This window comes from Bradyrhizobium sp. 62 (genome assembly GCF_023073035.1).
Taxonomy (GTDB): Bacteria; Pseudomonadota; Alphaproteobacteria; order Rhizobiales; family Xanthobacteraceae; genus Bradyrhizobium.
Genome location: NZ_JADPIT010000015.1, coordinates 1590135 through 1603389 on the forward strand (window position 1 = coordinate 1590135; position 13255 = coordinate 1603389).

Here is a 13255-nt window from a genome sequence, read left to right on the forward strand (position 1 = left end):
TCGCCCGCCAAAACTAGCCCTTTACGAACTGCCTGTAGTCAGGCTCGCGATGAAACCAGAATTCGTAGCCGGTGATGCCCTTCTGCATGGCGACATCGTGGATCGGCTGGTTGAGCGGGACGACGGGAACATCGCGCATGCAGAGCGCGATGAAATCCTTCACGGCCTTGTCGTACTCGGCGGCATCCGTGGTGAACCGCGCCTTGTCGATCAGCGCGTCCATTTCCTTGTTCTGGTAGGAGGAGATGTTGAAGATCGAGTTGTTGCCGTGGAAATTCCAGTAGAAGTAATATTCGGGATAATCGAGCCAGCCGCTGAAACGATTCAGCGCGAGCGGCAGTTCCTTCTTGTTCAGCGTGGTGCGCCAGTTCGCGCCGGGAATCTTTTCGATCGCCGCCTTGATTCCGATCTTGGCGAGGCTTTCCTGGATCAGGATCGCGGTCGGCTCGCCGACCGTGGCGGTGCCGGTGTCGAGCGACAACGTCGTCTCCAAGCCGGTTTCGAATCCCGCCTCCTTCATCAACGCCTTGGCCTTGTCGAGATCGGTGACGTAGGGAAACGCCTGCGGCCAGACCGGCTTTGAGACGTCTGCTGCTCCGCCATACATGGGAACGGCACGTCCGAAGAACGCGCTGCTCTGGATCTGCTCATAAGGCATCGCCCAGGCGACCGCTTGGCGCAGCTTCACATTGTCGAACGGCGGCTTTGCGGTGTTGAGCGCGACCGACCAGAGCGCGTTCGGGATCGGCACGCCGGAGACCTTGACCTTGCCTTCCTTGATGATCTGCTCGAAGTCACGCGGCGCAAAGCCGCTGGAGATATCCGCATCACCCCGCTCCAGCATGGCGCGGCGGGTGCCGGCGGAGGGGACGTCGCGCGCGATCACACGCTTGAGCTTCGGGAGAGGTCCGCTCTTCCAATCGTCGAAGCGCGCCAGCACGGTCTCACTGCCCGGCTTCCAGCTTTCGATCCTGTAAGCGCCGCCGCCGGCCTCGTTGTTCCTGAGCCACGCCAGTGCCCACGGGTCTTCCGACGTCGCGTTCTTTTTCGCGAGCTCCGAGTTGATGATGAAGGGCACGACCACCGCGACGTTGAACAGCAGCATCTTGTCCTTGCGCACATAGTCGATGCGGAAGGTGTGGTCGTCGACCACGATGAACTGCTCGGACTTTTCCAGCGATCCCGCCGACATCTGGAAGGTCGGAAAGCCGCCGACCTTCACCGCGCGGTCGAACGACCATTTGACGTCTTTCGCCGTGACCGGCGTACCGTCGTGGAATTTGGCGTCCTTCCGTAGCTTGAAAGTGCAGGACATGCCGTCGGCTGCAACCTCCCAGCTCTCGGCGAGTTCAGGCGCGAGCTTTTCGCGGTCATAAGACAGCGTACCGTCGGGGAAGTTCCTGGAGGCGTAGCTCAGCAGGCGGTCGTAGCAATTCCAGGACAGCCCGTTCACGGTCTGGTTGGAGCCGACGCCCTGCATGTCGAGCGAGTTCGGCCCGAGCTCCTGCACCACCAGCAGCGTCTCGCTGCGCCCCTGCGCCGAGGCAAAGCGCGGAGCGAGGGCGGTCATTCCGGCAAGGCCGAGACCGCCGAGCACGCTGCGGCGGTTTAGGTCGAAAGATGATGCGCTCATGGGTGGCTCACTCCAGAGAGATTTGCACCATAAAGAGGCAAGGCGCATGCCATCGGCCGCGCTTCACGGCGTCGCATGCTGCGCGGACCTTCAATTCTACGGCGTCACCGCGCCGCGGCTCACGGCGCGCGGGGCGGTCAGCTCTTTCCAGGTGGAATTGGCGACATGCACGGGCGAGAACGCCGGGCGCTCGACATAATGGCCGTCGCCGGCCTCGGCGCGCAGATCGCCATCTTTCCAGACGATGCGGCCGCGCGACAGTGTCGCCGCCGGTCCGCCGGTGCAGGCAAAGCCCTCGAACACGTTGTAATCGATCCGGCTCATCTGCCGCTTCGCGCTGATGGTCCTGCTCGCCTTGGGATCCCAAACCACGATATCCGCGTCCGAGCCGACGGCGACCGCGCCCTTGCGCGGATAGATGTTGAGGATGCGGGCGATGTTCGCAGAGGTCACTGCGACGAATTCTTCCTTCGTCAGCCGCCCCGTGGTGACGCCCGCGGTCCACAGCAGCGCGAGGCGATCTTCGAGGCCGCCGGTGCCGTTCGGGATCTTCCTGAAATCGGCGAGCCCGAACCGCTTCTGCTCGGTGGTGAAGGCGCAGTGGTCGGTCGCGACCACCTGCAGCGAGCCGGCTTGCAGGCCGGCCCAAAGACTCTCCTGATGCGACCTGTCGCGGAACGGCGGCGACATCACGCGCTGCGCGGAATGATCCCAATCCTTGTTTTGATATTCACCCGCGTCGAGCAGCAAGTGCTGGATCAGCGGCTCGCCGTAGACGCGCTTGCCCGCCGCACGTGCGCGCGCGATCGCCTCATGCGCTTCGCGGCAGCTCGTGTGCACGATGTAGACCGGCGTCCCCGTCATGTCGGCAATCATGATGGCGCGGTTGGTGGCTTCGCCCTCGACCTCCGGCGGTCGTGAATAAGCGTGTCCCTCGGGCCCGGTGACACCGCGCGCGATCAGCGCCTCCTGCATCAGGGCGACGACGTCGCCGTTCTCCGCATGCACGACCGGCATGGCGCCGAGATGGGCGCAGCGAGCGAACGAGTTGTAGAGCTCGTCGTCGTTCACCATCAGCGCGCCCTTGTAGGCCATGAAGTGCTTGAAGGTGTTGATGCCGTAGGTTTTGACCACGGTCTCCATCTCGTCATGGATCTGCTTCGACCACGACGTTACCGCCATGTGGAAGCCGTAGTCGGAGGCCGCCTTCTCGGATTTGTGCCGCCACTCCTGATAGGCCGCGAGCATCGACTGGCCTTGATCGGGCAGACAGAAATCCACCACCATGGTGGTGCCACCGGCCAGCGCCGCCTTGGTTCCCGATTCGAAATCGTCCGCGGTGACCGTGCCCATGAACGGCATTTCGAGATGGGTGTGCGGATCGATGCCGCCCGGGATGACGTAAGCGCCGCCCGCATCGATGATCTCGCACCCCGTCGGCGCATCGAGCGATTGCCCGACCGCGACGACGGTCTCGCCGTCGATCAGCACGTCCGCGCGGCGCGAATGATCATGATTGACGACGGTGCCGCCGCGGATGAGGAGGGGCATGGGAGGCTCCGGAGAGAGGCGTGAACCTCGCGAAGCTAGGCGCGCTGCATGCGCCGCGACAGGTGAAATTTTAGTCAGGCGTGGCCGACAGTTGAGCTGTGCTGTCCCGGCCTCTACGCCGCCCGCGCGATCAGTCCGTCAATCATCGCGCGCACCAGGCCCGCGATTTCCTTCCGGAGCGCCGGCAGCGGTACCGCGACCAGCTTCTGCTCCAGGCCCAGCGCCACCATGCCATGCACCGCCGAGAACAGGCTGCGCGCGGTGATGCCGAGCTCCTCCCGACTGCGTTGTGGAAACAGCGCGGCCAGCGGCTGGTAGACGTGGCGGAACAGCCGCATCTGGTCGTCGATGGACCAGTCGGGGAGGGGCTTGTCGGGGTCCATGCGGTGCTCGAACAGCGCGCGCCACAGTTCGAGATTCTCCGCGGCGAAATCGCAATAGGCGAGGGCGATGCGGACCAGAATCTCCTGTGGCGACGGCTCGCCCGCACCTTCCGCCACGCTCAGGGTCTGGTCGAGCCGAAGCAAGGTGCGCGAGCCCACGCGCAGGATCAGCTCATCCACATCGGCGACGAGATTGTAGACCGCGCCGTTGGCGCAGCCGATCTCGCGGGCGAGATCGCGGGTTTTCAGGCCCGCCAATCCCCTGTCGGCGATCATTCGTTCCGCCGCCAGGACCAGGTCGGATCGAAGTTTCTTTCGACGTTCCAATGCCTTAGTCATCCGCGATCAAATTTCTGAGCGTCGTTCAAATATTTATTGAACGATGTTCAAGTTTCTTGCTACAAACCGTCTGTGAGCAACGCTCATAACAGGGAGCTTCAGATGTTCAAGACCGTAGTGACACTTTTCCGCGGCAGCGTGGCCGCCGCCGGCGAGGAGCTGGAGGACCGGACGGCCCTTCTGATCCTCGATCAACAGATGCGCGACGCGGCCGCCGCCGTCGAGCGCGGCAAACGGACGCTGGCGCTGGCGATCGCACAGGACCAGCAGGAAGGTCGCAAGCTCGAGGCGACCGTCGCCCGCATCGCCGATCTCGAGACCCGCGCGGTTGCGGCGCTCGATGGCGGCCGCGAGGATCTCGCCAACGATGCCGCCGAAGCCATCGCAGGCCTTGAGGCCGATCGCGATGCGGCGCTGACGGCACGCGCCTTGTTCGCAACCGAGATCGCCCGGCTGAAACGGCACGTCGCAAGCGCGCAAGCCCGCATCACCGAGCTCGATCGCGGCCGCCGCGTGGCCCGTGCCTCGGAAGCGGTGCGCTCGCTTCGCCGCAGCGGCATCGAGGCGGCACGTCCCTATGAATCCACGCTGCCGGAGGCGGAGAGCACTTTGAGGCGTCTTCGTGAGCGGCAGATGGAAGCCCAGGCCGCCGACGACGCGCTGGTCGAGCTCGATGCGGCCACCGGTCCGCTCGCCACCGCCGAAAAACTCGCCGAGCAGGGTTTTGGCCCCCGGCTGAAGACGACCGCGGACGACGTGCTGGCGCGCTTGAAGTCCAAGCGCACGCCGACTGTCTGATCCCAATCCCCATCATCATTCGAACCAACAGGAGACCATCATGAACCAGAACGGCCAGCTCCACAGCGGCGCCTGGGTGACTTTCACTTACGTGTCCTTCGCAGCCTCCGCCTTCCTCATCGCGATCGGCATCTTCTTCCTCCCGATCGACCTCTGGATGAAGGGTTATCTCACCATGGGCATCGTCATGCTGATCCAGACTTGCATCACCCTGACCAAGACGGTCCGCGACAACCATGAAAGTAGCCGGATGGTGAACCGCATCGAGGATGCCAAGGCGGAACGTCTGCTGATGGAAGTCTCCAAGGCGGCTTGATAGGCATGGTCATTGCGCAAGGAAGCAGCGGAGCAAGTCGCTCCGCTGCTTTGCGCGCCGGAACGCATTTCGCCACACCTCATATCGCGCCTGCGAAATGCAACAGAGCCATGACGATCGCGCGGGCGTGCGCTCTTGCGCAACCGCACGGGCAGGGGCAGTCTTCACAGGCGGCGCACAAGAACGCCGCCAATAAGATGTGCTTACAAGATCTCGGCGAGGAACCTCATGGCAGCGACGCGGATCGACTGCGACATCCACCCGGCGGTTGGTGGCACGCGCACGACGCTACTGCCCTATCTCAGCGATCACTGGAAAGAGCAGGTGGTGAGCCGCGCCATCGATGGACTCGATCTCACCTCCTATCCACCGAGCATGCCGCTGGCGGGCCGCGCCGACTGGCGCCCGGTGAACGGCGCCAAGCCCGGTTCCGATCTTGCGATGGTGCAGAAGGGCGCATTCGAGCAGTTGGGTGCCAGTCACGCGATCCTCAACGTGCTCTATGGCGCGCAGGCCGTGTTCGATCCCTACATGGCGGCCGACTTCTGCAAGGCGATCAACGATTGGATCGCGACTGAGTGGCTGTCGCGCGATCCGCGCTTGCGTGCCTCGATCGTGGTGCCGATGCAGGACCCGGATCTGGCGGTCGAGGAGATCGAGCGCCGCGCCGGCGATCACCGCTTCGTCTCGATCCTCGTGCTGGCGCAGGGCGAGACGCTGCTGGGACGGCGGCATTTCTGGCCGGTCTATCGGCTCGCGGAAAAGTACAAGCTGCCGCTCGCGATCCACGCCGGCACGCAATATCGGCAGGCGCCGAGTTCGGCTGGCTGGCCGTCGCACCGCTACGAATATTACTTCGTCGAGGCGCAGGCGTTTCAGGCGCAGATCTTGAGCCTGATCTATGAGGGCGTGTTCGGCAAGTTTCCGAACCTCAAGGTCGTGCTGATGGAATCCGGCGTAAGCTGGCTGCCGGCCTTCATGTGGCGCGCCAACAAGACCTGGCGCGGAGTGCGCGTCGAGGTGCCCTGGGTCGAGCGCGAGCCGGCTGAGATCATTCGCGAGAATTTCCGCGTCACCATGCAGCCGTTTGATGCGCCGGGCGACGCCAGAAGCGTCGAGGAGATCATCGACCAGATCGGCTCGGAAAAGATGTTCCTGTTCGCGTCCGACTATCCGCACTGGCAGTTCGACGGCGACGATCCGATCCCGCCGAACCTGCCGAATAGCATTATCTCGAAGATGTGCGTCGACAACCCGCTGGAGACGTTTCCGCGGCTGTCGCTCGCCAACTGACTTTGGAGGTTCGCATGGAGGAGGTCATCGACCGCCCGCTGCGGGAAGACGAGAAGCCCGCCGCTTCGCGGCTGCGCATCGTCGATTGCGACGTCCATCCGAGCCTGCATTCGCCCGACGACCTCAACGAGTTCTTGCCCAAACGCTGGCAGCAGCATCTGAAGGAATATGGCAGCCATTTGCGCACGCCCTATCTGTTCACCACGCCCTATCCGCGCTCCTCGCCGCTGATCGCGCGCCGCGATGCCTGGCCGCCGACCAGCGGACCGCCCGGCTCGGATCTCGCCTTCATGCAGAAGCAGCATCTCGATCCGCTCGACGTCGAGTTCGGGATTTTGCAGGTGCTCGATCTCTTCATCTTCTCGCAGCAGAACCTCGAATTCGGCGCCGCGATCCAGCGCGCCATCAACGACTGGCAACTGGCGTTCTGGTCGCATCGCGACCCGCGTCTGAAAGCTTCGATCCTGGTCGGCCAGGACGGCGTTGATCTCGCCATTGCCGAGATCGAACGCTGCGCGAAAATCGGCGAGTACGTCCAGATCAACGTCTCGCCGCGCGCCAACGAGCCGCTCGGCCGCCGCCGCTATTGGCCCATCTACGAACGTGCGCAGGCGCTGGGCTTGCCGCTCGGCATCCATGTCGGCGGCTATGGCGGGCATGCGCCGACCGGTGGCGGCTGGCCGTCCTATTATGTCGAGGAGCACCAGTCCAACGCGCATACGATTGCGGCGCAGCTTGCCAGCCTCGTGATCGAGGGCGTGCCGGAGCGCTTTCCAAAATTGAAGTTCGTCTTCATCGAGGGCGGCTTCGGTTGGATCCCGTCCGCGGTGTGGCGGATGGACCAGCATTTCGAGCGCTTCCGCAGCGAGGTGCCGCATCTCAAGCGCAAGCCGTCAGAATATGTCCGCGAGCATTTCTGGTTCACGACGCAACCGATCGACGAACCTGACGAAGCCCGGCACCTGCGCTCGCTGATGGAGTGGGTCGGCATCGATCGTCTCTTGTTCTCGTCGGACTATCCCCACTGGGATTTCGACGATCCGCGCTTCGCCTTCAAGACGCCGCTGACGGAAGCCGAGCGAAAGAAGATCTTCAGCACCAATGCCCGCGCGGTCTACAAGTTCTGAGGAGGTCTGCACGGTATGGCCCGTCACATCGTCGCGTCCACCTCGGAGATCCCACCCGGTGGCAACAAGGTCGTCGATGTCGCCGGCCGCGACATTGTCGTGTTCCACGTCAATGGCGAGTTCTTCGCTTTGCTGAACCGCTGCCCGCACGAAGGCGCGCCGCTGGAGAAAGCGGCCTGTGTCGCGCGACTGACCTCGCCCGAGCCCGGCATCTATCAGCGCTCGCGCGTCGGCGAGATGCTGCGCTGTCCCTGGCATGGCTGGGAGTTCGACATGCGCAACGGCCAATCCTGGTTCGACCCGAAGCGCGTCAAGATTAGGTCATATCCGGTCGCGGTGGAGCGGGGCGAGGAACTCCAGAAAGGTCCGTATGTCGCCGAGACGTTTCCGGTGCATGTCGAGGACAGCTACGTGATTGTCGAGGTCTGAGCAGCCGTTTCGGATTGTGATTTCGCCGCAGGTGGGATAAGCCTCGCCCGCATTTATGGCGGAGACGAGCTTTGTCCAAACAATCCCTGCGTGAGGAGGCCGAGCGCCTAATCCGCGAATCGATGGAAAAGAAAACCGTCGTCGTCAAGCAGGGCGATACCCGCATCGAGGCCGTCTGCGGTAAATGCGGCGCCCCGAACCGCGTGCAGGCGCCAAAGGGCCAGACCCGCATCAAGTTCGCCTGCAAGAATTGCGGGCATCAGCAAGAGACGCTGTAGAGTGTCCCCCGTGTAAACCCTCATCCTGAGGAGCCCGCTGGAAGCGGGCGTCTCGAAGGATCGAGGCCCAACCGGGCCTGCATGGTTCGAGACGCGCGCATTCCGCGCTCCTCACCATGAGGATCAAACAGCCTAATCCCCCTTCACGAACTTCGCGAACGCATCCGCATGGTCCGGATGCCAGCGTGACAGCGGCGGGCGATTCTCCACGATATCGCCGGCGGCCCACAGCATGCGCTTTTCGTCGAGCGCGCGCGGGACATCGTTGTCCGGGCACAGGATGTAGAAATCGCCGGCCTCCAGCCGCATCAGCATGAAATTCACGGTCTGCTCGGCCGTCCATGCGCCGGCCGGCTTCTCCGTCCGGCCCTTCGCGGTAAGGCCCGTAAAGACGAAACCGGGAATCAGCAGATGCGCGGTGATGCGGCAGCCCGCAGTGTTGCGCAGCTCGTGCTGGAGCGCCTCCGTAAAAGCTTTCACGCCGGCCTTGGAGACGTTGTAGGCGGGATCGCCGGGCGGGGTGGTGATGCCCTGCTTCGAGCCGGTGTTGATGATGAGCCCCGCCCTGCCGCGCGCGACCATGTTGGGCGCGAAGATGCGCGAGCCGTTGATGATGCCCCACATGTTGACGCCGATGATGCGTTGCCAGTTGTCGGGTTCGCCGAACAGCGTACTGCCGGGCTGGATGCCCGCGTTGTTCATGAGGATGTCGGTGCCGCCGAAGCGCTCGCGCACGGCGCGCTCCAGTTCCATCACGCTCTCGGCCTTGCTGACGTCAATCGCGAAGGTCATCACGTGTGTGGCGGACGTCAGGGATGAGAGTCTTGTCGCGGCATCCGCCAGTCCCGCCTGATCCACATCGGCGATACACACCTTCATGCCGTCGCGCGCGAAGGCTGCGGCGGCGGCGAATCCGATGCCGGACGCACCGCCGGTGATCACGGCAACATTGTCTTTGACGATGGCGGGGTGGGGCATGGATTGTCTCCGGGGAGGGGCTCGGTCGTGCCATAACATGGCACTCGCGCGACCCTGCACAGGTCGGCATGGGAGGTCTTCGTTCCGCGCCGACTTTACGCCTCTCCTTTACGCCTGTCCGGCATCGCAGTATTCTATCGACTTAACGATCCCGCCCAGATCGAACCAATCAATCATTCGACAGGGAGTTCAGCCATGGCTGTGTCGCAGGCTATTCCGATCACGCGCCATCCGTTCGCCAACGGGTCCTACAAGCAGATGCTGATCGACGGGAAGTGGGTCGATGCTGCCTCCGGCAAGCGCTTCGAGACCCACAACCCCGCGACCGGCGAACTGCTTGCAACAGTGGCGGAGGGCGACAAGGAAGACATCGATCGTGCGGTCGCTGCCGCCCGCCGCGCCTTCGAAGGTCCCTGGAGCAAGGTCAAGCCGTTCGAGCGGCAGAACCTTCTCCTGAAGCTTGCCGACCTCGTCGAGAAGAATTTCGACGAATTGTCGCAGCTCGACACGCTCGACATGGGCGCGCCGCTCAGCCGTACCCGTGCCTATCGCCTGCGCGCCGTCGGCATGCTGCGCTATTATGCCGGCCAGACCACCGCGATCCATGGCGAGACCATCGAGAACTCGCTGCCCGGCGAAATCTTTTCCTACACGCTGAAGGAGCCGATCGGCGTCGTCGGCGCCATCATTCCCTGGAATGGTCCGCTGACTGCAACAATCTGGAAGATCGGTCCGGCGATCGCGACCGGTTGCACCGTCGTGCTCAAGCCCGCCGAGGAGGCGCCGCTGACCTCGTTGCGCATCGCCGAGCTCGCGATGGAAGCGGGCGTGCCGCCCGGCGTCATCAACGTCGTGCCCGGCTATGGCGAGACCGCGGGCGCGGCGCTTGCCTCGCACCATGACGTCGACAAGGTTGCCTTCACCGGCTCGCATGTCACGGGCCAGTCGATCATCCGTGCCTCGGCCGGCAACCTCAAGCGTGTCTCGCTCGAGCTCGGCGGCAAGTCACCGGACATCGTCTTCGCGGACGCCGATCTCGATGCGGCCGTGCCGGGCGCCGCGATGGCGGTGTTTGCCAATTCGGGGCAAATCTGCAGCGCCGGCACCCGGCTGTTCGTCGAGCAGTCGATCTACGAGGAATTCGTCGGACGTGTCGCCGAGTTCGGCAAGAAGCTGCAGGTCGGCAACGGCCTCGATCCCAACACCCAGATCGGACCGCTGGTGTCCGAGCAGCAGCTCGAGCGCGTCACCAGCTATCTCGACATCGGACAGAAGGAAGGCGCCAAGGCGCTCGCCGGCGGTGGCCGCGTTACCGAAGGCGCGCTTGCAAAAGGCTTCTTCGTGTCGCCGACGGTGTTCGCTGGCGTCCAGGACAATATGCGCATCGCGCAAGAGGAGATCTTTGGTCCCGTCATCTCGGCAATCGCGTTCAAGGACATGGACGAGCTGGTCAAGCGCGCCAACGCCACCACGTTCGGTCTCGGCTCGGGCCTGTGGACGCGGGACGTCAGCAAGGCGCATGCGGTCGCGAAGAGGCTCCGTGCCGGTTCGGTGTGGGTGAACTGCTACCAGGCGATGGACCCGGCTGTGCCCTTCGGCGGCTACAAGATGAGCGGCTACGGCCGCGAATCCGGCAAGCAGCACGTCGAGGAATATCTCAACGTGAAGGCCGTCTGGATCAAGACGGCCTGACGCGCCATCGCGTCCGGACTTCAGCGATCGGTCTTGCCTGCGGCGACGCGAGTCCGCTTGCGGCGACCAAAGGTTGTTGCCCGGACGCTACATGCGATTTTGAAAGCTCGCGTTGTCCGCGATTTTGCAAGGCTTGCTATCCCATTTCGAATGTCGGCCGGTTAGTTCTGGTCAACGTCAATCTTCGGAATTGGAATCTCGATAATGCTTCGCTTTGCTCCGATCGTGTTTGTGGCTTTGGGCGTCGCCTCGGCGCAGCCCGCTCTTGCGGCCGATATGACCGCACGTGCGCCTGCGTACAAGGCGCCGCCACTGCCCGTTGCCTACAACTGGTCGGGCTTCTACGCCGGCGTGAATGTCGGGTATGGGTGGGGCGATGGTGCGAACAATCTCGCGCCCCATGATCCGGTCTTCACTGCGGGCGTGCTCGACGTCGCACTGGCGGGCGGCCTTGTCCCGGCTTCGCTGGCAACAGACGCGCGTGGTGTGCTGGGCGGCTTGCAGGCCGGCTACAATGTGCAGACGGGCTCGTTGGTGTGGGGCGTCGAAGCCGATATTGCGGCGGCCGACATCAAGGGTAGCTCAACGGTGACCCGAACCTTGCCGGTCTTCCCGACGATCATGACCACGCAAGATCAGAAGGTCGACTGGCTGGGGACCGTGCGCGGCCGGATCGGTGCCACCGTCGTGCCCGACTTGATGCTGTACGCGACCGGCGGTCTTGCCTATGGGCATGTCAAGGCGTCGACGTCGATCGTGGATCCTACGGGTGGGAGCGGCACGCCCTGCCTCAATGTGATCTGTAGCGCAGGCGCGGTGGAAAGCTGGCGCGTGGGCTGGACGGTCGGCGGCGGCGGCGAGTACCGCATTGCGTCGAACTGGAGCGTCAAGCTCGAATATCTCTACTACGATCTCGGCAGCGAGAAATACACCATCTTCAATCCGCTGTTCCCGTTCACGCCCGGCCCGGCGCGTGGCTTTGACTCTACCGCGAATTTCACGGGCCACATCGCGCGTGTTGGCTTGAACTACAAGTTCGGCCCAGGCGCGGTCGTTGCGAAATACTGACCTGCAATCTGAATAGACGAAAGCCCCGGGCCTGGCCCCGGGGCTTTTTTATTCGCCGCCTCTTTTGGCTGGCCAGCCATTCCCCCGCGCAGCTTCCGAGCCGCGGACCTTTCTTTTATGATCCCCGTCCTCTCATCCAATCATTTTGGGGCCGGAATGAAATTCGAGACGTTGTTTCAACCGTTGCAGGTCGGTCCGTACAAGCTCGCGCACCGCGTCGCGATGGCGCCGTTGACGCGCATGCGGGCCGAGCGCGAGAGCTTTTCGCCGCGGCCGCTCAATGCCGAATATTATGGTCAGCGCGCCACCCAAGGCGGCCTGCTCATTGCCGAGGCCTCGCCTGTGCTCTCGCATGGTCGCGGTAATCCGGCGACGCCCGGCATCTATTCGGAGACGCAGAACGCGGGCTGGCGCAAGGTTGTCGACGCCGTGCACGCCAAGGGCGGCATCATCTTTCTCCAGCTCTGGCACGTGGGCCGCGTCTCGCATTCTTCCTTCCACGGCGGGGAGCTGCCGGTCTCGGCGTCGGCGATCGCGATCAAGGCCGAAGGCATGAAGGCAATGACCGCCGACGGCAAGATCTCCGACTATGAGACGCCGCGCGCGCTGGAGACGAACGAGGTCATGGGCATCGTCGAGGCCTTCAGGCAGGGTGCGAAGAACGCGCTGGCCGCGGGCTTCGACGGCGTCGAGATCCACGGCGCCAACGGCTATCTGCTCGAGCAATTCCTGCAATCACGCAGCAACCAGCGCACCGATCAATATGGCGGTTCGATCGAGAACCGCGCGCGGCTTCTGCTCGAAGTGACCCAGGCGGCGATCGACGTCTGGGGCGCGGGCCGCGTCGGCGTGCGGCTGTCGCCCCACGGCATCGCCAATGATTCCGGCGAGCCCGATCCGATGCCGCTCTACACGCACGTGGTCAAGGCGCTCGACAAGCTCGGTCTTGCCTATCTGCATTTCATCGAACCGCGCTCCAGCGGCTCCGGGCGTGCCGAAGTCAACTGGCAGAACGTGCCGTCGGCAATGCTGCTATTCCGCCCGCTCTACAGCGGCGTGCTGATGACGGCAGGCGGGTTTACGGGCGAGACGGCGAACGCCGCGATCGCAGAGGGACACGCCGACCTCATCGCCTTCGGCCGCATCTTCATCTCCAACCCCGATCTGCCGCGCCGCCTGCAGCACGACTACCCTCTCACGCCGTATAACCGTGCGACGTTCTACGGCGGCGAGGAGAAGGGCTATACGGACTATCCGGTGTATGACGAGCTGACGCCGGTCTGACACTGCTGTAGCCCGGATGAGCGAATCGATATCCGGGGTCTTCACCTAAGCTCTGGTCTTCCCGGATGTCGCTTCGCTCATCCGGG

The 13255-nt window shown here is 63.7% G+C and carries 13 protein-coding genes; 9 read left to right on the forward strand and 4 right to left on the reverse strand.

Annotation, left to right across the window (positions count from 1 at the left end; genetic code table 11):
* Positions 1 to 13: 13 nt before the first annotated feature.
* The 3 genes from IVB47_RS18325 to IVB47_RS18335 all read right to left on the reverse strand — a co-directional run bounded on the left by IVB47_RS18325 (position 14) and on the right by IVB47_RS18335 (position 3906).
* Entirely contained in the window at positions 14 to 1633 is a 1620-nt protein-coding gene (locus tag IVB47_RS18325) for an ABC transporter substrate-binding protein (protein ID WP_247462999.1), read from the reverse strand.
* A 96-nt stretch (positions 1634 to 1729) separates the two neighbouring features.
* Positions 1730 to 3184: a dihydropyrimidinase gene (gene hydA / locus IVB47_RS18330; protein ID WP_247463001.1), complete on the reverse strand. Its 1455-nt coding sequence runs from the start codon at positions 3182 to 3184 to the stop codon at positions 1730 to 1732.
* Between the two features lie 113 nt (positions 3185 to 3297).
* Positions 3298 to 3906 (reverse strand): TetR/AcrR family transcriptional regulator, encoded by a 609-nt coding sequence (locus IVB47_RS18335; protein WP_247463003.1) that lies wholly within the window; start codon positions 3904 to 3906, stop codon positions 3298 to 3300.
* 102 nt (positions 3907 to 4008) lie between these two features.
* On the opposite strand from IVB47_RS18335, the gene IVB47_RS18340 reads away from it, so the two are divergent.
* The 6 genes from IVB47_RS18340 to IVB47_RS18365 all read left to right on the forward strand — a co-directional run bounded on the left by IVB47_RS18340 (position 4009) and on the right by IVB47_RS18365 (position 8147).
* Positions 4009 to 4704, forward strand: a complete 696-nt coding sequence (locus tag IVB47_RS18340; protein WP_247463005.1) for a PspA/IM30 family protein — start codon at positions 4009 to 4011, stop codon at positions 4702 to 4704.
* Positions 4705 to 4744: 40 nt separating this feature from the next.
* A complete protein-coding gene (locus IVB47_RS18345) occupies positions 4745 to 5020 on the forward strand; it encodes a YiaA/YiaB family inner membrane protein (RefSeq protein WP_247463007.1) in 276 nt (91 codons plus the stop codon).
* Between the two features lie 228 nt (positions 5021 to 5248).
* Positions 5249 to 6313, forward strand: a complete 1065-nt coding sequence (locus tag IVB47_RS18350; RefSeq protein ID WP_247463009.1) for an amidohydrolase family protein — start codon at positions 5249 to 5251, stop codon at positions 6311 to 6313.
* A 14-nt stretch (positions 6314 to 6327) separates the two neighbouring features.
* Positions 6328 to 7440 carry an amidohydrolase family protein gene (locus tag IVB47_RS18355; RefSeq protein ID WP_247463011.1) on the forward strand — a complete coding sequence of 371 codons (1113 nt, stop codon included), beginning with the start codon at positions 6328 to 6330 and terminating at the stop codon, positions 7438 to 7440.
* Between the two features lie 15 nt (positions 7441 to 7455).
* Positions 7456 to 7869, forward strand: coding sequence for a Rieske (2Fe-2S) protein (locus tag IVB47_RS18360; protein ID WP_027565497.1), 414 nt, complete (start codon positions 7456 to 7458; stop codon positions 7867 to 7869).
* Between the two features lie 71 nt (positions 7870 to 7940).
* Positions 7941 to 8147, forward strand: coding sequence for a hypothetical protein (locus IVB47_RS18365; protein ID WP_007615092.1), 207 nt, complete (start codon positions 7941 to 7943; stop codon positions 8145 to 8147).
* Between the two features lie 132 nt (positions 8148 to 8279).
* Here IVB47_RS18365 and IVB47_RS18370 read toward each other — a convergent pair whose 3' ends face one another.
* Positions 8280 to 9125, reverse strand: coding sequence for an SDR family NAD(P)-dependent oxidoreductase (locus tag IVB47_RS18370; protein WP_247284684.1), 846 nt, complete (start codon positions 9123 to 9125; stop codon positions 8280 to 8282).
* Positions 9126 to 9320: 195 nt separating this feature from the next.
* On the opposite strand from IVB47_RS18370, the gene IVB47_RS18375 reads away from it, so the two are divergent.
* The 3 genes from IVB47_RS18375 to IVB47_RS18385 all read left to right on the forward strand — a co-directional run bounded on the left by IVB47_RS18375 (position 9321) and on the right by IVB47_RS18385 (position 13169).
* Positions 9321 to 10817: an aldehyde dehydrogenase family protein gene (locus IVB47_RS18375; protein ID WP_247357883.1), complete on the forward strand. Its 1497-nt coding sequence runs from the start codon at positions 9321 to 9323 to the stop codon at positions 10815 to 10817.
* 204 nt (positions 10818 to 11021) lie between these two features.
* A complete protein-coding gene (locus IVB47_RS18380; protein WP_247463014.1) occupies positions 11022 to 11885 on the forward strand; it encodes an outer membrane beta-barrel protein in 864 nt (287 codons plus the stop codon).
* Between the two features lie 156 nt (positions 11886 to 12041).
* Complete coding sequence (locus IVB47_RS18385; protein ID WP_247463016.1) at positions 12042 to 13169, forward strand: alkene reductase; 1128 nt, start codon at positions 12042 to 12044, stop codon at positions 13167 to 13169.
* The last annotated feature ends 86 nt before the right edge of the window (positions 13170 to 13255 follow it).